The 18,839-nt window shown below is 40.4% G+C and carries 19 protein-coding genes, 1 tRNA gene and 1 other annotated feature; of the genes, 18 read left to right on the top strand and 2 right to left on the bottom strand.

Annotation, left to right across the window (positions count from 1 at the left end; all coding sequences use genetic code 11):
• The first annotated feature begins 2 nt into the window (after positions 1 to 2).
• The 15 genes from ftsY to Q0J48_RS01225 all read left to right on the top strand — a co-directional run bounded on the left by ftsY (position 3) and on the right by Q0J48_RS01225 (position 15,813).
• A complete protein-coding gene (gene ftsY, locus Q0J48_RS01295) occupies positions 3 to 965 on the top strand; it encodes a signal recognition particle-docking protein FtsY (protein ID WP_296240872.1) in 963 nt (320 codons plus the stop codon).
• On the top strand, positions 958 to 1,248 hold the full coding sequence (gene ylxM, locus Q0J48_RS01290) for a YlxM family DNA-binding protein (protein ID WP_296240870.1): 291 nt from the start codon (positions 958 to 960) through the stop codon (positions 1,246 to 1,248). The genes ftsY and ylxM overlap by 8 nt, the downstream gene beginning before the upstream one ends.
• Before the next feature lie 12 nt (positions 1,249 to 1,260).
• Positions 1,261 to 2,460: an acetate kinase gene (locus Q0J48_RS01285; RefSeq protein WP_296240869.1), complete on the top strand. Its 1,200-nt coding sequence runs from the start codon at positions 1,261 to 1,263 to the stop codon at positions 2,458 to 2,460.
• A complete protein-coding gene (locus Q0J48_RS01280; protein ID WP_296240867.1) occupies positions 2,429 to 3,418 on the top strand; it encodes a bifunctional oligoribonuclease/PAP phosphatase NrnA in 990 nt (329 codons plus the stop codon). The genes Q0J48_RS01285 and Q0J48_RS01280 overlap by 32 nt, the downstream gene beginning before the upstream one ends.
• A gap of 47 nt (positions 3,419 to 3,465) precedes the next feature.
• Complete coding sequence (gene dnaE / locus Q0J48_RS01275; protein ID WP_296240866.1) at positions 3,466 to 6,540, top strand: DNA polymerase III subunit alpha; 3,075 nt, start codon at positions 3,466 to 3,468, stop codon at positions 6,538 to 6,540.
• Between the two features lie 57 nt (positions 6,541 to 6,597).
• Positions 6,598 to 6,670, top strand: a sequence feature (ribosomal protein L21 leader region).
• A 16-nt stretch (positions 6,671 to 6,686) separates the two neighbouring features.
• Positions 6,687 to 6,989 (top strand): 50S ribosomal protein L21, encoded by a 303-nt coding sequence (gene rplU / locus Q0J48_RS01270; protein WP_296240865.1) that lies wholly within the window; start codon positions 6,687 to 6,689, stop codon positions 6,987 to 6,989.
• A 2-nt stretch (positions 6,990 to 6,991) separates the two neighbouring features.
• Positions 6,992 to 7,306: a ribosomal-processing cysteine protease Prp gene (locus Q0J48_RS01265; RefSeq protein ID WP_296240863.1), complete on the top strand. Its 315-nt coding sequence runs from the start codon at positions 6,992 to 6,994 to the stop codon at positions 7,304 to 7,306.
• A gap of 6 nt (positions 7,307 to 7,312) precedes the next feature.
• Positions 7,313 to 7,597 carry a 50S ribosomal protein L27 gene (rpmA, locus tag Q0J48_RS01260; protein WP_273477674.1) on the top strand — a complete coding sequence of 95 codons (285 nt, stop codon included), beginning with the start codon at positions 7,313 to 7,315 and terminating at the stop codon, positions 7,595 to 7,597.
• A gap of 42 nt (positions 7,598 to 7,639) precedes the next feature.
• Entirely contained in the window at positions 7,640 to 8,923 is a 1,284-nt protein-coding gene (gene obgE / locus Q0J48_RS01255; protein ID WP_296240860.1) for a GTPase ObgE, read from the top strand.
• A gap of 120 nt (positions 8,924 to 9,043) precedes the next feature.
• Positions 9,044 to 9,793: an exodeoxyribonuclease III gene (locus Q0J48_RS01250; RefSeq protein ID WP_296240859.1), complete on the top strand. Its 750-nt coding sequence runs from the start codon at positions 9,044 to 9,046 to the stop codon at positions 9,791 to 9,793.
• A gap of 14 nt (positions 9,794 to 9,807) precedes the next feature.
• Positions 9,808 to 10,389 (top strand): Holliday junction branch migration protein RuvA, encoded by a 582-nt coding sequence (gene ruvA / locus Q0J48_RS01245; RefSeq protein ID WP_296240857.1) that lies wholly within the window; start codon positions 9,808 to 9,810, stop codon positions 10,387 to 10,389.
• Positions 10,386 to 11,399, top strand: a complete 1,014-nt coding sequence (gene ruvB / locus Q0J48_RS01240; RefSeq protein ID WP_296240854.1) for a Holliday junction branch migration DNA helicase RuvB — start codon at positions 10,386 to 10,388, stop codon at positions 11,397 to 11,399. The genes ruvA and ruvB overlap by 4 nt, the downstream gene beginning before the upstream one ends.
• A gap of 50 nt (positions 11,400 to 11,449) precedes the next feature.
• Entirely contained in the window at positions 11,450 to 13,003 is a 1,554-nt protein-coding gene (locus Q0J48_RS01235) for a DHH family phosphoesterase (protein ID WP_296240853.1), read from the top strand.
• A 63-nt stretch (positions 13,004 to 13,066) separates the two neighbouring features.
• Positions 13,067 to 13,588: an adenine phosphoribosyltransferase gene (locus Q0J48_RS01230; RefSeq protein WP_296240851.1), complete on the top strand. Its 522-nt coding sequence runs from the start codon at positions 13,067 to 13,069 to the stop codon at positions 13,586 to 13,588.
• A gap of 20 nt (positions 13,589 to 13,608) precedes the next feature.
• On the top strand, positions 13,609 to 15,813 hold the full coding sequence (locus Q0J48_RS01225) for a bifunctional (p)ppGpp synthetase/guanosine-3',5'-bis(diphosphate) 3'-pyrophosphohydrolase (protein WP_296240849.1): 2,205 nt from the start codon (positions 13,609 to 13,611) through the stop codon (positions 15,811 to 15,813).
• Positions 15,814 to 15,826: 13 nt separating this feature from the next.
• Here the strand turns inward: Q0J48_RS01225 and Q0J48_RS01220 are convergent, their stop codons facing one another.
• Both Q0J48_RS01220 and Q0J48_RS01215 read right to left on the bottom strand, forming a co-directional pair.
• Positions 15,827 to 16,378, bottom strand: coding sequence for a YdcF family protein (locus Q0J48_RS01220; protein WP_296240847.1), 552 nt, complete (start codon positions 16,376 to 16,378; stop codon positions 15,827 to 15,829).
• Positions 16,368 to 17,387, bottom strand: a complete 1,020-nt coding sequence (locus tag Q0J48_RS01215) for a nucleotidyltransferase family protein (RefSeq protein ID WP_296240846.1) — start codon at positions 17,385 to 17,387, stop codon at positions 16,368 to 16,370. The genes Q0J48_RS01220 and Q0J48_RS01215 overlap by 11 nt, the downstream gene beginning before the upstream one ends.
• Before the next feature lie 76 nt (positions 17,388 to 17,463).
• Between Q0J48_RS01215 and Q0J48_RS01210 the strand changes: the two genes are divergently transcribed.
• The 3 genes from Q0J48_RS01210 (at position 17,464) to Q0J48_RS01200 (ending at position 18,249) form a co-directional block, all read left to right on the top strand.
• Entirely contained in the window at positions 17,464 to 17,970 is a 507-nt protein-coding gene (locus Q0J48_RS01210; protein ID WP_296240844.1) for a YceD family protein, read from the top strand.
• An 11-nt stretch (positions 17,971 to 17,981) separates the two neighbouring features.
• The gene (gene rpmF / locus Q0J48_RS01205; protein WP_183374558.1) at positions 17,982 to 18,152 is read left to right on the top strand and encodes a 50S ribosomal protein L32; all 171 of its coding nucleotides are present in this window, start codon (positions 17,982 to 17,984) and stop codon (positions 18,150 to 18,152) included.
• 21 nt (positions 18,153 to 18,173) lie between these two features.
• A tRNA-Ala gene (locus Q0J48_RS01200) sits at positions 18,174 to 18,249 on the top strand.
• The last annotated feature ends 590 nt before the right edge of the window (positions 18,250 to 18,839 follow it).

The following is an 18,839-nucleotide window of genomic DNA, read 5'->3' as shown; positions in this document are numbered from 1 at the left end:
CGATGGCTTTATTTCAGTCGATCAAAGATGCCTTTATCAAAAACCAAGATAAAGATAAATACTTAAGCGGATTAGGTCGTTCACGAAAGAGTTTCGGCGATAAGATCCGTTCTCTATCGAATAGTTTCCATGGAATTGACGATGATCTTCTTGAAGAGATCATGATTCTTTTATTGGAAAGTGATGTGGGGATTCACACGGCGCAAAAGATCGTTGACCGCTTTGAAGAAAATGCTTCGCATATTCACGAATATGAATCGATGGAAGATTATTTTATCAGCATTCTTCATGATTTTTACGATCAGGAACAAGATGGATTTATTCGCTATAATGAAGAAGGGCCGACCGTCATCTTTATGGTGGGCGTGAATGGTTCAGGCAAAACGACAACATCGGCCAAACTGATCCAATATTACAAAAATTTAGATATGTCTATGGCTGTTGCGGCAGCGGATACGTTCCGTGCCGGAGCTGTGGATCAAATCGAAACTTGGGCCAATCGATTAGAGGTTCCTTGTATCAAAGGAGCACCGAACCAAGATCCAAGTTCGGTTTTAGTGGATGCTTGCCGTTATGCCAAAGAAAATCAAATTGACATTCTTTTAGCGGATACGGCCGGGCGCTTACAGACAAAGACCAACTTGATGAAGGAATTAAGCAAGATGGTTCGTGTCTGTGATCGCGAGATTCCTGGAGCACCTCATGAAGTCTGGCTTGTTTTGGATGCGACAACAGGACAAAATGGGATCTCTCAAGCAAAACAGTTTCTGGAGGCTACGCAAGTGAGCGGAATCATCTTGACCAAAATGGATGGGACCGCTAAAGGAGGAATCGTTTTGGCGATCCATGACCAGTTGAACATCCCGGTTCGTTTTCTGGGCTTAGGTGAAAAACCGGATGATTTGCAGCCTTTCGATATCAACAGCTATTTGATGGGAATCACAAAAGGATTAGAAGATGAATAGATTGGAAACCAATGTTCTTTTTGATATCTATGGTCAATTATTGACAAAACGGCAACGAGAGATCTGTTCATTGTATTATGAAGAAGATTTTTCTTATTCAGAGATTGCCGAAGAGCTATCCATATCGCGAGCTGCTGTTCAGGATAGTCTAAAAAAATCATTGGCCCAGCTGCAGAAATATGAAAATGTGATCCATTATATCGAAAAAAGAAAAAAAATCATTGAACTTTTAGAACAGTTGAATGATGATAAGATAAAAGAGACAATCATAAATCTATTATAGGAGGGTATCAATATGTCTATTGTAATGAGTGTCAATGCAGGAAGCAGTTCTTTAAAATTCCAGGTGTTCCAAATGCCGGAAGAAGAAGTTCTTGCGCAAGGGAACATTGAAAGAATCGGGTTGGAAGACTCGATCGTGGGAATGAAGTTCAGAGGAGAAAAAATCGAAGAAGTTCTAGATATTCCGGATCATGGAGCCGCTGTAAGCAAATTAATGGAAGTTTTGGTCAAATATGAAATCGTTCATGATTTAAATGAGATCAAAGCGATCGGCCATCGTATGGTCCATGGCGGAGAATATTATTCTCATTCTGTTCCCGAAAGCAAAGAAGCGGAAGATAAGATCGATGAATTGAAAGTTTTGGCACCATTACATAATCCGGCAGGCCTTCTTGGCTATCGTTCTTTTAAAAAAGCATTGCCAGAATGTAAACACACCTTTGTTTTTGATACGGCATTCCATCAAAGCATGCCTAAAGAAAACTATATTTATCCTATTCCTTATGAATATTATGAAAAAGATGAAATTCGCCGATACGGCATGCATGGTACAAGTCATTTGTATTTGACCCAGCGTTTAAGCGAGATCTTAAACAAACCGATGGAAGAAATGAACATCATTACCTGCCATCTAGGGAACGGGGCAAGTATTACGGCTGTGAAAAACGGAAAATCTTACAAAACAAGTATGGGATTTACACCGTTGTCCGGTGTTATGATGGGGACCCGCTGCGGTGATATTGATCCTGCCATCATCATGTTCCTGGAGAAAAAATATGGTTATACACCTGATGAAATTGATACGATCTTAAATAAAAAGTCGGGTATGCTGGGGGTATCGGGCATCAGCTCGGATGGACGTGATGTGGAAGCGGCAGCGGAAGCAGGAAATGAGCGTGCTATCTTAACACAGAAGATCTATGTCAATTCAATCGTAGAAACAGTTTCTGGATATTATGGTCTAATGGGCGGAGCCGATGCGATTGTCTTTGCCGGGGGAATTGGCGAAAACGATTCTTTGATGCGTCAGAAGATCTGTGATCGTCTTGCGGTATTTGGTGTTAAAGTTCCGGAATCATTGAATAAAGGCGTTCGCGGAATCGAGAAAAAATTAAGCAGTGAAGATTCTTCGATCCAAGTTTGGCTGATCCCTACAAATGAAGAATTAGTCATGGCACGTGATGCCTATAAAAATCTTTGCCATGAATCCTAAGATCATTGAATCGATCCAAAAATATGACTCGATCATCATCTTTCGCCATATTTTACCCGATATGGATGCTTTAGGATCGCAATATGGATTGGCTGCTTGGCTTCGCCATGCTTATCCCAATAAATCCGTGTATTGTGCCGGAGCCGGGTCACCGTTACAAAAAAAGATGGGATTGTCTTTAGACTCCATTTGCGAAGACATTTATCCACAGTCATTGGGAATCGTTTTGGATGCCTCTACCGCTAGTCGAGTCGATGATCAAAATTATACAAAGTGTGCGTATACCATTCGTATTGATCATCACGTTCAAACGGAATCCTTTTGTTCTTTTGAATGGATCGATCCGAAAGCGAGTGCGACCTGCGAGATGTTGGCTCTTTGGTTCAAAGCATACCGCACCGAACTTCCGCTGGATAGTGCTAATCTTCTTTATAGCGGTCTTGTGGCAGATAACGTTCGTTTTACGACCAAAAGTGTCAGTGCAAACACTTTTTTGGCCGCAGCTTATCTCATCGATTTCGGAGTTGATGTGATTGCCTGTGATCAAATCAATTATTCGAGCTCCTGGAATGATTATCAATATGAAACGATCGTTCGGGATAAAGCGTCTCGAAAAGACAATTTCTTATATGCCGTCATGGAACAGGAAGACTATGTTCCCATCTTGCATTCATTTGCGTCGGCGAAAGAAAAAGTCTACGTTTTGAGCGGTGTTGATGATATTCAAATCTGGGCTTTATTCACTCGCATGGATGATGGAGTTCATTACAGCGCTTCTTTACGTTCGAGAACGATCGATATTCGCGAAATCGCTCAGAAATATCATGGGGGAGGCCATGCCTGTGCCTGTGGAATCAAAAATCTTACACGGGATCAAGTGGATGAGATCGTCGATCTTTTGGCAAATTTGAGCCAATCTATTCTTTCAATCTCTATTGAGTCTAAGTCTATGACTTAGGCTTTTTTAATTCTGTGGTATAATGACAAAAAGACGGGAGGAAGAAGATGGTCCATTTACATGCACGAAGCTGTTATAGTCTTTTGGAATCCAGTTTAACCATTGAACAATTGGTTGACCGCAGTGTCCAATTCGGTTTTCGTCATGCGGCTTTAACGGATAAGAATGTGATGTATGGAACTATGAAGTTTTATAAAGCGTGCATGGAGAAACAGATTCATCCTATTTTAGGCTTGGAAATCGATGTTTTGTTTGAGACCGGGAAGACAAGCTTTGTTCTTCTGGCAAAAAATGATCGAGGTCTACAAGATCTCTATGCACTTTCAACCTTAAAAATGAGTCGCGGGTCGGAGATTTCACTTAGGGATCTTTCTTCTTACACCCAGAATTGTATTGTGCTAAGTACAGGGATCCAGGAAGAAGATATTTTATATAGCTGGATCTTACATGAAGATCAACCTTCGCTTCATCATTTTTTTGAAACATGTCAGTCTTCTTTTCCTGCTTTCTATATCGGGATCTTGTGCAATGATTCGGGCTTCTGGAAAGAAAAGAATAAATTGGTCAAAAAAATCGCAAAGGAAATGGATCTTTTGACTTGTGCGCTTTCTTATATCCTTTATCAAAATAAAGAGGATGTACTTCAGCTTCGAACACTCAAAGCAATCCAAAAACAGGCGCGGATCCATGATCAGGATCTGGTGGTCTTGAATGATCGTTTCTTGCGTTCGCAAACCGAGATGGAGAGTTTATACGATTCGGAAGATTTGCTTCGAACTGAAGAGATCGCACAGATGTGCAATGTTCAAATGGCTATGCCGAAGAGCTCTTTGCCAGCATATCAGAATAAATTAGGAATCGACTCCAAACAATTTTTGATCAAGCTTTGTAAAGCCGGTCTTGCGAAACGGCTTGCGAACAAATGGAACGAAGAATATGCCAAACGATTAGAATATGAATGTTCGACCATTATCAAAATGGGCTTTACGGATTATTTTTTGATTGTTTATGACTTTATACGATATGCCCGGTCGAAAGAGATCAACGTTGGTCCAGGACGTGGCAGCGCGGCCGGCTCCTTGGTTGCTTATTGTTTGGGCATCACCCATATCGATCCCATCAAGAATCATCTGCTTTTTGAAAGATTTTTGAACCCGGAACGAATCTCCATGCCCGATATCGATACGGACTTTCCGGATGATCGCCGCGATGAAGTGATCGATTATGTGAAGGAACGATATGGGAAAGAACATGTGTCGCATATCGTAACTTTTAATACATTAAAGGTCAAACAAGTGTTACGCGATGTGGGAAGAGTGTATTCCATCTCTTCGACCAAGATCGATCAATTAACGAAATTAATTCCGAATACGCCGGGAATGACATTAAAACAAGCTTTTTCTGAAATCGATGCGTTTTCGCGTATTTTGAATAAAGATAAAACTTTGATGGAGTTATACCAGCATTGTCTGCCTTTGGAAGGACTCCCTCGTCATTTATCGATCCATGCAGCGGGTATTGTTTTGAGTGACCAGCCAATCGTCAAGGTTTGTCCGCTGGTTCAAATTGACGATGCCCATGTTGCCACTCAATTTACCATGGAATATCTGGAAGAATTGGGTTTGATCAAGATGGACTTTTTGGGACTTCGAAATTTGACAACGATCGATCATATCGTAAAGACCATCGAACAAAAGACAACCAAGAAGATTGACGTTTTAAAATTGCCGTTGAATGATCAAAAGACATATCAGCTCTTATCCAGGGCCGATACTACCGGGGTCTTTCAATTGGAAAGCCAGGGGATCCGGGCCTTGTTAAGGAGGATGAAACCTTCGCGATTTGAAGAGATTTGTGCCGTTTTAGCCTTATATCGGCCAGGAGCGATGCAGAATATTGATTCTTACATCCAACGAAAAGAGCACCCGGAACAAATTGAATACCCGCATCCTTTGACCAAAGAAATCTTAAAAGAAACCTATGGTTTGATCATCTATCAAGAGCAAGTCATGCAGATCGCAACCAAAGTGGGAGGCTTGTCTTTAGCGCAGGCGGATTCTTTACGCAAGGCCATGTCGAAAAAGAAACATGATCAAATGGCAGCTTATAAAGAGACTTTCATTCAAGGGGCCTTGAAGAATCATTGTTCCTATAAACAAGCTGTCGATTTATTTGATACAATGGAAAAATTTGCCAGCTATGGTTTTAATAAATCACATAGCTATGCCTATGGCTTGATTGCTTATCAAATGGCTTATTTAAAAGCGAATTATCCTTTGTATTTCTATCAAAATCTGTTTGACAGCGTCATCGGTTCCGAAAAAAAGACGAGTCAGTACTTAAGCGAATGTCAAGGACGAAACCTGCCTGTGTATGCTCCGGATATCAATCTATCGCAAGGGCAGTATACGATCGAAGAAAAGGGATTGCGTATGCCGTTTCAAGTCTTAAAGGGAATTGGCAATACGATTTATCCCGCAATTTTGGAAGAACGAAAAAAAGGGCCATTCCAAAACTTTATTGAATGTGTTGTTCGTTTAAGCGGGGCCCATGTGATTGAATCGAGCTTGCGGATCTTGATTGACGGAGGAGCTTTTGATTCTTTCGGACTGAATCGCGCAACCATGCATGATAATTTGGGTCGGATCTTAGTTTATGCGGATTTGGTCAAAACGGAGGTCGATGGTCAGATTCGATTTGATTTTTCTGTGGTTTCGAAACCGAGTCTGCGAAAGATCAAAGAAAATCCAATGGAACGCTCTCAAAAAGAATTCCGTGTATACGGATTTTATCTCAGTGAACACCCGGTAAAGCGGATCCGTGAAACGCAGTATCCCAAATGTCCTCCTTTATCACAGATGGAGTCTTATACAGGATATGTCAATGTGATTGGACGAGTGGTAGGATATCGCGTTCATAAAACGAAACAAGGACAAACTATGTGTTTTGTGTCTATTGATGATGAATCCGGAAAAATCGATATTACTTTGATGCCCGAACTCTACGCTAAAGAAAAAGAGAACATTCAAAAAGAACGAGTTGTGGTCATACAGGGAAGTAAAAATCGTCCGAATTCTATCCTTGCCAAAAAATGTTCCTGGCTTGATCTGGAGAAAGCGTGATCTTTACTTGACGCGGTCATGTTTATTGCGTATAATAACGGCGTTGCAGATTCTGTTCTGGTCTTGCAACCGCACAAAAAAGGTACATAAAGTGGTTTTTCCCACCTTCATGGCGAGTATCAGGAACATAGAATAGGAGGTGCTGTATGTACGCAATTATCGAAACCGGTGGAAAACAGATCAAGGTTGAAAAAGATGCTGTGATCTTCGTTGAAAAGTTAGAAGCTAACGAAGGAGATACAGTTGTATTTGATAAAGTTCTGTATGCCGATGGTAAATTAGGAAAACCTTATGTAGAAGGTGCTAAAGTTACAGGAACTGTTGAAAAACAGGGTAAAGGTAAAAAGATTACGATTGTAAAATACAAACCTAAAAAATCTTCTACGCGTCGTAAACAAGGTCATCGTCAGCCTTATACAAGTGTTAAGATCACTGCAATTGAGGCTTAATTATGATTAAAGTCTACTTGAATCAAAAGAGCCAACGGATTTTGTCTGTAAAGATAACGGGTCATGCAAATTCTACAACGGAAATGCTGGATCTTGTTTGTGCTGAGGTTAGTGCAGTGTCTGTTGGTGCATTGAATGCAATTGAAACTTTATGTAAGGACAGTTGCTTGATTCAAATGGAAAGTGGTTATGTATCGATTGAAGTCAAATCGGATAGCGATACATTACAAATCATTTTAAAAACTTTGGTGATTCAATTAGAAACCATTATAAAAACAAACAAGAAATATATTAAGATGATAAGAAGAGAGGTGTAAACCATGTTGAAGTACACATTAGATAATCAGTTGTTCGCTTCTAAAAAGGGAGTTGGTTCGACTAAGAACGGTCGTGATTCTCATTCTAAACGTTTAGGGGCAAAATTAGCCGATGGTCAGTCTTGTCATGCAGGAAGCATCATTTATCGTCAACGCGGTACAAAGATCCATCCAGGTACGAATGTAGGACGTGGTGGAGATGATACACTGTTTGCTAAAGTTAGCGGTGTTGTTCGTTACGAACGCTTAGGAAAAGACAAGAAACAAGTTTCAGTTTATCCACAGGCTTAGTTAAAAAGATCCCTAACGGGGTCTTTTTTTAGGAGGTTCACTATGTTTGTCGATCAAGTAAAAATTCATGTTCAGGCAGGAAAAGGCGGCGATGGGATCGTCAGTTTTCGTCATGAAAAATATGTTGCTTACGGAGGCCCTTTTGGCGGCGATGGCGGCAATGGCGGGAACGTGATCTTTGAAGCGGACCCAGGGATGACAACGTTGTTAGATCTTCGTTACCACCGTAAGATCAAAGCTACACCTGGCGAAAAAGGGAAGAATAAAAAAATGCATGGTGCCAACGGGGAAGACAAGATCGTTAAAGTTCCGTTAGGTACGATAGTAAAAAGAGCAGACACAGGACAAATTATTGCGGATTTGACGGAACCTCATCAACAGACGATCATCTGTAAGGGAGGACGTGGCGGCCGCGGGAATTTTCATTTCCGTTCCAGTCGCAATACGGCTCCAAAGTATGCAGAGTTAGGAACTCTGGGAGAAGAGTTTGACTGTGTTGTTGAATTGCGCGTTTTAGCGGATGTCGGGCTTGTTGGTTTTCCAAGTGTCGGAAAATCGACTCTGCTGGATGCTGTTTCACGGGCTAAGCCTGAAATTGGCGATTATCCTTTTACGACAATTTCTCCCAATGTTGGGGTTGTGCAGGTCAAAGATGGAAGAAGTTTCATCATGGCCGATCTGCCTGGCTTGATAGAAGGGGCCAGTACCGGGAAAGGCCTAGGTCATCAGTTTTTAAGACATATTGAGCGTTGTCGAGTCATCGTTCATGTTCTTGATATGGGGGCCGAAGAAGGCCGTGATCCTTTAGAAGATTATCGAATCATTAATGAGGAACTTGGCTCTTATCAAATTCGTCTGTTAGAACGACCACAAATCGTAGTCGCTAACAAAATGGATCTGGAAGATGCACAAAAGAATCTGGAACGTTTTAAGGAAAAATATCCGGATGTTGAAGTATATCCTACGACAACGATCATCCATGAAGGCTTGGAACCGGTTCTGAAAAGAGCAGCCGATCTTTTAGCGGTAACTCCTGCTTTCCCTATTGTTACCGAAGGAACATCTAACGAAGGGGTCACTTATACTTTCGAAGAAAAAAAATCCGATCTTCAAGTTACCAAACTGGGCGATCATCTTTGGGAGATCAGTGGACCGCGTATCGAACGAGTTTTCAATATTCAAAAGCTCAATACAGAAGAGGATTATTTCGAATTTGCGAATAAAATGCGATATTTAGGAATCGATACGGCATTGCGTGAAGCGGGTTGTATGGATGGCGACACTGTGCAAATGCTCGGTTATCAATTTGATTTTATTGAGAATTAGAGATAAGTTATTGCTTATCTCTTTTTTTCTGATTCGTAAAATGATGAATTTTAAGGTATACTTTTCTTAGTATATTTTTTTGAAGATTTGATTGATAGACTTAAATGAGGAGTTGTTTTTATGAAACTGATTTCTTGGAATGTGAACGGGATCCGAGCTTGTATAAATAAAGGTTTTTTAGATATCGTTGATGCGTTGGATGCAGATATCGTTTGTTTACAGGAAACCAAAGCCCAGCCTGATCAGATCGAAATCCCAGAAGATCTATATCCTTACCAATATGCATACAGTGCCGTACGAAAAGGGTATAGCGGTACTATGATTCTTTCCAGGATCGAACCCTTACATGTATCTTATGGCTTAGGAATGGAACAACATGATACAGAAGGCCGTGTCATCACCGCTGAATTTGAGGACTTTTATTTAGTGACGGTCTACACGCCGAATTCCGGAGATGGTTTAAAACGTTTATCTTATCGTATGGAGTGGGATCAGGCTTTTAGTCAATATGTCCGTTCCTTAAAGAAACCGGTATTGGTCTGTGGAGATCTAAATGTGGCCAATGAAGAAATTGATATCAAGAATCCAAAGACAAATCGCAGAAATGCCGGATTTACAGATGAAGAAAGAGACAGTTTTAAATCAAATTTATTGCCTTATGTAAAAGATACTTTTAGAACACTTTATCCCCAAAAGGTTCAATACTCGTGGTGGAGTTATCGTTTTAATGCCCGGAAAAATAACGCCGGATGGCGAATTGATTATTGGTTAGCTTCTGAATCATTGATGGATCGCGTGAAAGATTCATTGATTTTAACAGATATTTATGGCAGTGATCACTGTCCTGTCGAATTGGATTTATTGGATTAGAGAGGAGAATTGCGTTGATTGCTTTTTTACAAGGGATCATTCGTTTGATCCGTACAGATTCAATTGTTTTGGATGTACAAGGAGTTGGATATGAGGTCTATATGAGCAATCCTTTCTCGCAAAAACTCGGAGATGAGCTCTTTGTTTATACTTATCAGCATGTCCGGGAAGATGCTATTCTGTTATATGGATTTCTAAAAGAAAAAGATTATGAAGTCTTTATGCGTTTGATCAATGTAAAAGGAATTGGTCCTCGTACCGCAATGAATTTATTGGGGGCTTGCTCTGGTGAACAAATGATCCAGGCAATTGAAGAGGATGATATCAAGCGATTAAAAGCACTTCCGGGAATTGGTGCTAAGACGGCTTCTCAAATTGTTTTGGATCTGAAGGGAAAATTCGTGATGGAAGCTGTACAGTCTCCAGATTCAAAGAATCCAATTTGGGAAGAATGTAAAGAAGCGCTTTTAGCTTTAGGCTATCGTGCCAACCAACTTTCTGCGATTCAAAAAGAATTAGTTTCACAAGACGATTTGAGTGTCGACGAAATGTTGCGTAAAGCACTTGGTATGTTGGCAAAAAGAAATGGGGTATGATTTTGGATAGAGAAATGGATGCCCATCTGCAGGAACAGGATGGATTTGAAAAAACACTCCGTCCTGGCTCTTTGGAAGAATATATCGGGCAAACGGATTTAAAGAAAAACTTAAGTGTATTCATCAATGCCGCCAGACAGCGACAGGAAGCTTTGGATCATGTGCTTCTCTATGGACCTCCAGGGTTAGGGAAGACGACATTAGCTTATATTTTGGCAAATGAAATGCATGGAAATATCAAAACAACAAGTGGTCCCAGCATTGAAAAAAGCGGGGATCTGGCAGCAATCCTGACAACGTTGGAACCGGGAGATGTTCTATTTATCGATGAGATCCATCGCTTGCCCAAACAAGTAGAAGAAGTTTTATATCCGGCTATGGAAGATTATTGTCTGGATATATTAGTAGGCAAAGACAGTGCCACGGTTCACAATATCCGTTTGAGCCTGCCGCCTTTTACTTTGGTGGGAGCAACGACTCGGGCAGGAGATCTCAGTGCACCTTTACGGGATCGTTTTGGGATTGTTTCGCAATTAGAATATTATTCTTTGGAAGATCTGGAAAAGATTGTTTATCGTACATCTTGTGTAATGGATACAACAATCGATAAAGCCGCTACCAAAGAGATTGCGATGCGTTCACGAGGCACTCCTAGAATTGCGAATCGTTTGTTTCGTCGTGTCAGAGATTTTGCGCAAGTCTACAATGAAGGAATTATTTCATTAGAAGTTGCACAAGATGCGTTAGATCGATTAAAGGTGGATCACTTGGGATTGGATTCGGTGGATCATAAATATTTACGTGGGATCATCGAACGATTCAAAGGAGGGCCGGTTGGATTAGAGGCCATTGCTTCTAGTATTGGAGAAGAACCGATGACCTTAGAAGATGTCTATGAGCCTTATCTCTTGCAGATTGGATTCATCAATCGAACCCCGCGAGGACGAGTGGCGACACCAAAAGCTTATGAACATCTTAAAATTCCGGTACAAGGAACAATTTTTGAATAGAACAGAGTGGGCGACCACTCTTTTTTTGACGCCCGTGTTATAATTGAACCATGGAAAATTTATCTTCATTATCAAAACAAATACTCTCTTTTTTGGAATCCGATCCATCAAAATGGGAGTATTGGACAACGAAACAACCGCTTGCTCCTGTCAGCAATGCTTCGTGTATGCATCAATTTTTAAAGAAGATGCAAGATGCAAAAAATCAACATAAAAAAATCCTTGTCGCCGGTGATTATGATTGCGATGGGATCTTAGCTACGACCATTATGGTCGATGGTTTGACCAAGATGGGAATCGAAACCGGCTTTTATATTCCTGATCGTATCAAGGAAGGCTATGGCCTCCATGAGGAGACAGTCACATTGGCGCATCAAAAAGGGTATCAGATCATTATCACAGTGGATAATGGAGTCAAGGCTCAGACGGCCCTAAAACTTGCAAGGTCTTACGGAATGGAAACCATTGTGACGGATCATCATTGCCTGGAAGGCGATGTCAATTGTGATCTGCTGATCCATCCGGATCTTTTAGAATCTGAATTTTCGACCTTGTGTGGAGCTGGAGTGGCTTATGAGTCTATACGAATGTTAGCCGTTGATACGGATTATCATCTTATTTTAGCTGCAATTGCCAGCATCGGAGACGTGATGAAGGTCACAGGGCAAACACGCGCTTTGATCCAAAACGGATTAACGATTTTAAATGCGTCAAAAGAAAAACATTGTTCATTGTTGGCGGATGATCCCATCTTGAATGAAGTAAGTGTGGGATTTCAGATCGTTCCTAAACTGAACGCGATCGGACGTTTGAGCAATCTTGCCAATGTGAATAACGCAGTACGATATTTCTTGAATCAAGAGGAACAAAAGATCCGAAGTTTTCATCTGCAGATTACGCATTTAAATGATTTACGTAAAAAAATCAGTAATCAGATGAAAGAAACGGCACTATCGAAATGTGTATCTTCTGAGCCTGTTATTATGGTGCAGGATCCCAGCTTTCATGAAGGGATCATTGGTTTGGTGGCTGGCAGTCTTTGTTCGCAATTTCAAAAGCCGGTCATCATCTTCGCGAAGAATCCGGAAGGCTATAAAGCCAGCATGCGTTCCCCCGAAGGTTTTAACTGTATGGAATTCTTGAGCGGGTTTGATGATTATGGTGCTTTGGGCGGTCATGATCAGGCGGCTGGTTTTTCGCTGCATCTGCATGCCTATGATTCATTTGTCGATTATGTTCGTGAGAAGATCAACACTTATTCATGGCAATTGGAACAAAAGCCCACTTTATGTGTTCAGCCAGAAGAACTCACGGTATCTTCTTTAGAAGATCTTGATCATCTACGGCCGTTTGGTCCTGGATTTTCATTTCCGGCCATAGAAGTAGATGCGACACAAATCAAATCCTTTTATGATTTCAGCAACGGAAAACATCGAAGGTATACTTTAGATTCGGGTTTGACTTGTTTATATTTCAATATTCCTAAAAGTGAGAAGGACAAGAGCGTTAATGCGATACGGGCATTTGTAGGGCAACCGCAAATGAATTATTATCGGGGAACAAAACGTGTTAATTTTGTGATTGATCGTATTCTTTATAAGTAAAAGCCCTTTGTTTTCGAGGGATGTTTCGTGTAGAATAGAGGTAATTTAAAAGGAGATTATGGCATGGATCTAAAACAATATATTGCGGATATCGAGGATTTTCCAAAACCGGGAATCATTTTTCGAGATGTGACCCCCATTTTGGATGATCCCGTTTGTATGAATGAAGTCGTTGAATCATTAAGTACATTTGTTACAGAATCAGGAGCGAATAAAATCATTGCACCGGAAGCTCGCGGCTTCTTTTTTGGAATTCCCGTTGCCATGAACTGCAAGGTTGGTTTTGCTCCTGTCCGCAAACCAGGCAAGTTGCCTAGAAAAACAATCTCACAGTCCTATCAGCTAGAATATGGTGAAGATTCTTTAGAGATCCATGAAGATGCGATCCTTCCGGGAGAAAAGGTTGTCATTGTGGACGATCTTTTGGCGACAGGAGGAACGGTCGAAGCGATGATCCAGATGGTTGAACGTATGCAGGCCAAAGTGGTGGGCGTCGCTTGTGTGATCGAATTAGATGATCTAAAAGGTAGAGATCGGTTTCCTGAAATTCCGTTTTTCTCTTTAGTCCATTATCACGGAGAGTAATTGTAAGAGGAGGGCTTGATGTGCCACATAAAAAAGAAGTGAGCTTTGATGAATGCCTGGAACATATCAAGACGTACATCAAACGTCCAGAAAATATTCAGTTGATCACGAATGCTTATCAGTTTGCCGAGAAACATCATGAAGGTCAGTTCCGAAAGAGCGGAGCGCCTTATGTCAGTCATGTGATTCAGGTGGCTGATACTTTAGCTGAGATGCATTGTGGCCCGAAAACGATTGCAGCTGGTTTGCTTCATGACACGGTTGAAGACTGTGATGAAGTCACGGAAGAGACAATCAAGTCCGAATTTGGGGAAGAGATCCTTACGATGGTCGATGCCGTTACAAAGATTGGTAATATTCAATTCAGAGATGAGAAAGAATATCAAGCAAACAATCATCGTAAATTATTTATTGCGATGGCAAAAGATATTCGTGTGATCTTGATCAAACTGGCGGATCGCTTGCATAATATGCGAACATTGGAATACATGAAGCCAGAAAAACAAAAAAGAATTGCACAGGAGACGTTAAGTGTATATGCGCCCATTGCGCATCGTTTAGGTATCAGTGCGATCAAAAATGAATTGGAAGATCTTTCGTTCAAATACATCGATCCTAAAAAATATAATGAGATCAAAGGTTTAGTCAAACAGCGGGAAGAAGAGCGGAATGAACAAGTTGATATGATGATCGAAGATATCAAGGTGATCTTGGATAACTATCATATTCCATATCGAATCTTTGGCCGCTCTAAGCACTTTTATAGTATCTATAAAAAAATGGTCACCAAAAATAAACGATTTGAGGAGATTCTGGATCTTCTAGCGATTCGCATCGTTACCGATACAGTCACTCATTGTTATGAGATATTAGGATATATTCATGCGACATATCGTCCGATTCCAGGTCGTTTTAAAGATTACATCGCGATGCCGAAAGCAAACATGTATCAATCTCTTCATACGACCATCGTAGAACCGCAGCACGGAAATATCTTTGAGATCCAGATTCGTACGGAAGATATGGATGCGATTGCGGAACGAGGGGTTGCCGCTCATTGGAAATACAAAGAACGGCCCAATTCGGCTCCGGAAATCGAACAAAAAGAGATTGAAGATAAGCTGTCCTGGTTCAGAGATTTCTCCATGATGACTGATGAGGAAAGTGAAGATCCATTGGAATATATGAATGTGCTTCGAAAAGATATTTTTGAAGCCAATGTATATTGTTTGACACCGCGGGGAAAGGTCATAGCCTTGCCAAGCGGATCTACACCCATTGATTTTGCTTATCGGGTCCATACCGAGGTTGGCCATAAAACCGTGGGTGCAACGGTCAATGGAGCGATCGTCCCATTGAATACGCCTTTAAAAACCGGAGATGTAGTCGATATTTTAACGAACAAAAATTCACCGGGGCCATCAAAAGACTGGATCAAGATCGTCAAAAGCGGGCATGCTCGCAATAAGATTCGATCTTTCTTACAACGGCAAGAGACCGTCGATCGAAGAGAAGTGATCAAAAAAGGGCAAGAGGCGCTGGCCGAAGAATTTAAGCGTGAAAAATTAGATGAGGCTTTGCTTCAGCCAAAACGTTTAGAGTCAATCTTAAATTCCTTGTCTTTTAAAAATTTGGATGATCTTTATATTGGAATAGCCAATCGGCGGGTTTCGATTCAGGCAGTCGTTGATCGATTGGTGAAAACAAGACAGTCAGGATTGAGCGATGAAGAAATTTTCAAACAATTCAACAAAGCCCCTGCAAAAGAACAAAAAGCGACCAGCTGCGGGGTAATCGTACCCGGAATTGATACGATTGCGGTATCTTTAGCCAACTGTTGTTCTCCCATTCCAGGGGATACGATTGTGGGTTATATTTCAAAAGGACAAGGAGTCAAGGTTCATCGTTCCGATTGCCCGAATATCCTACAAGAAAAGAAACGATTGATTCCCGTAAGTTGGGCAGAGAATCTTGATGAGAAACGGTATGAAGTAAAACTGATCGTATATAGTGATGACCGAAATTTCTTGTTGAGTGATATCGTGACTACCTTACAACAGTGTAATGCTTATTTGAAACACGTGGATTCTTGCGTGGATGAAAATGATCTGACCGCAACAACAAAACTTCGTATCACAGTTCGAGATGCCAATCATCTTCAGCTGATTATTTCGAATTTAAAAAAAGTACGCAGCGTCAGTGAAGTTGTGCGTACCATTCAATAAAGAAGCGATTTGCTCATCGCTTCTTTTTTCGTTCTATCGAAATGTAAATACAACGAGAAACAATTTCTCGAAAAATGTGTCTTGGTTTATGATCGGGATACCAAGAAGCGCCATAATCTTTAAAAAACTGTCGCCCTATGGCGCAAGCTCTTCGAATGTGCGTGCCGCTGGATAGAATGAGCACCGGTTGATCCTGGATCATCTCTTTCGCGTTTTGAAAGTTTTCCCAAGTATTTCGTGATGCTTTTTCGCAACAAAGAGGAATCGTCTCTTTGTTTAGAATGTATTTTGCCATTTGTTCACTCTCAACATACTGGTTTTTTACAGCGCCCCCTGTGATGATCAAAGTATCATAGAATCCGTTTTTATAAGCCTGAATTGCCAAATCGCATCTTTTGATCTGACTGGTCGCATAACTGCCGTCGTCATGACTGGGACAGCCTAACAATAGGGCATAAGGATAATGTTTTTTTCGTTTTGGTAAGGGCGGAAAATAGCTTCGATAGATGTAGGCTGCATAAATCAAGCATAAGATCAAAGCTATTACAAGAAGACTAACGATCATAGAGAATCACCGAGCCTTCTTGAACAGGTTTTTTCAAGACGCTGTTATATAATCGATTTGTTTTTAATTCCATATTTTGTAGAAACGGATCCATTTGATTGAATCGCATGATCAAACGATCTTTATCAATTTGTTTAAGGCATTCTTGACCTATGGAATCCATCCCTAACACTTTTAATTGGTAGAAATCGCGATGAAACATCTCTGTTTTCTTGATTTTTAATAAGATCATCAAGCATGTTCTTTGAATCCTTGCGCGCGAATAATTCTTTGTGATCGTCATGGATAGAAATTCTTCCCAGGTTCTTGCTTTTTGGCTGGCTGTTTGCAAGCGATGTTCGATCCCTTCGCTGACAAGATGATATTGTGCAAGTTCGGAAGGCGAACTTAATTGAAGTGTCAACGACAAGTAAGGAAAGTAAGAGTTCCAGTTTTGTTCGATGAAAAAAAGCGAATGGAAGGGAACTTCTTTTCCGTTAAAAAAATCGGCTCTTGTCTGGGTAGCACTTTGATATTCATTGTTTCGTTGGATGGAAACGGGTTGAATTCCATATTTGCGGCAATATTTTATATAATACATGGCCAAAAGATCGTTGGGACCTGTTTCTCGCTCTAAATTGCGGTTAAAACTTAACGAAGGATCGATGGGGGTTGACTCCATTTGATCCAACTGACTTTCAAGCGCCGATAGATCATTTGTTTCACTGCCAAAACAAAGGGTGTCAATGGGAATGCTGGACAGCGATTGAATATTATAGCGGGCGAAATAGTCGGCGCTTTGTGATCCAAAACAAACCGGGCATTCTAGCACTAAATTCGCTCCGTATTCTAAAGCTAAACGGGCCTTATCTTTTTTGGACAGCAGGGAAGGCAAGCCGCGTTGCGAAAAATAGCCAGTCACAATGACAACTAGGCAATCACATCTTGTAATTTCGCGTGCTTTTTGGATATGATAGATATGCCCTTTATGAAAGGGATTATATTCAGCGATGATTCCTGTGATTTTCATGAATATAGTTTACCATTTATATTGACTTTCGTCAGGGCTTTTAATATAATATCAAATGCGACATGAGGTGAAAATCGTGAAATTTACCAAAAAAGATTTCCAAATTGCTGAAAATGGAGTCATATCTATTGATGAATGGATCTCTGTGGAAGATAACGATTTTCTACGTCATACTCAAGTCAAATCCATTCCAGAGGTTCATATAACTGGTACTTTACAGTTTGACCAATCTTCTTTGGTCTTTTCCGATTTGGAATTGGATGGAGTGATGATCGTTCCTGATTCCATTACTCTGGAAGACCTGGAAGTAATATTTGACACTACGTCGCAAGTTACATATTCGTTCGATCCTGTAACACAGGACGATGATGAGATCATCGTGGTCAAGAAAGATACGATCGATTTGAATCCGGAGATCTTACAGGCAGTGATCTATGAAGCACCGATGCATATCACTCGTTTACCGAGAGACCAATATCCCAAAGGGGATGGATGGCAGGTGTTGTCGGATCAGGATCCTAAAGAAGAAAAGATCGATCCACGATGGGCTAAGTTAAATGAATTCAAAATGGATGATGACTAGGAGGTGTAATCATGGCTGTTCAGCAGAGAAGAGGATCTAAAACACGTAAGGCAAAACGTAGAACTCACTACAAATTGGTGAAACCAGCTTTAACACGCTGTCCAAACTGTGGTGAATATAAACTTGCTCATAAAATGTGTTCTTGTGGAGAATACAACGGCAAGAAAATTATCGAAGGATAAAGGGCTAGCCCTTTTTCTTTTGGGGTGTTAGCTCAGCTGGGAGAGCGCTACGCTGGCAGCGTAGAGGTCAGGGGTTCGAACCCCCTACGCTCCACCAATAGTCAAAAAAGCCTTAATATTAAGGCTTTTTTTATTTTTTTTTTGCGATTTATATACTGTTTATATACTGTTTTATAATTTTGTTAATCTATATATTTCTTCTTTATCCGTTTCTAAAGATGTCTTCCTATCTTGTATCGACATCACGATTCCTTCTTGTATATAATATAAATATAAAGTTACTGTATCTTTATTTGATATTGAATTAGGAGTGCATCCATGAAAAATGAAATCATTATAATTCTTTTGATTGTTGTAATTATCTTAGAAATTGTAAGACTTTTTGATTTTATACATTTCAATAATGCGTTGATGATTATTTCAACTCTATGCATAATAATTGCATGTTTGTTATCTATATTTTTACTGAAGAAAGATAAATAGTTCTTACTTTGACTTGTCCTATAAAGGGAGTTGTCAATGGAACGGTACAAATGATGAAGATCAAAACAATCATTAGAAAAGATCAACAATTGTTTTATTAGAAATTTCATATTTTATGTGAAAAATCAACTCTATTTAACAATAGACTTTAAGAAATCTATCATGTATAATACTAATAGTTTTTGTTTGAAAAAACTAAGATTA

Origin of the sequence: uncultured Faecalicoccus sp. (genome assembly GCF_944325745.1) — a bacterium.
In the GTDB taxonomy this organism is placed as follows: domain Bacteria; phylum Bacillota_I; class Bacilli_A; order Erysipelotrichales; family Erysipelotrichaceae; genus Faecalicoccus.
Note: the sequence above shows the minus strand (reverse complement) of the source record. Positions and strands in the feature narration are given on the sequence as shown.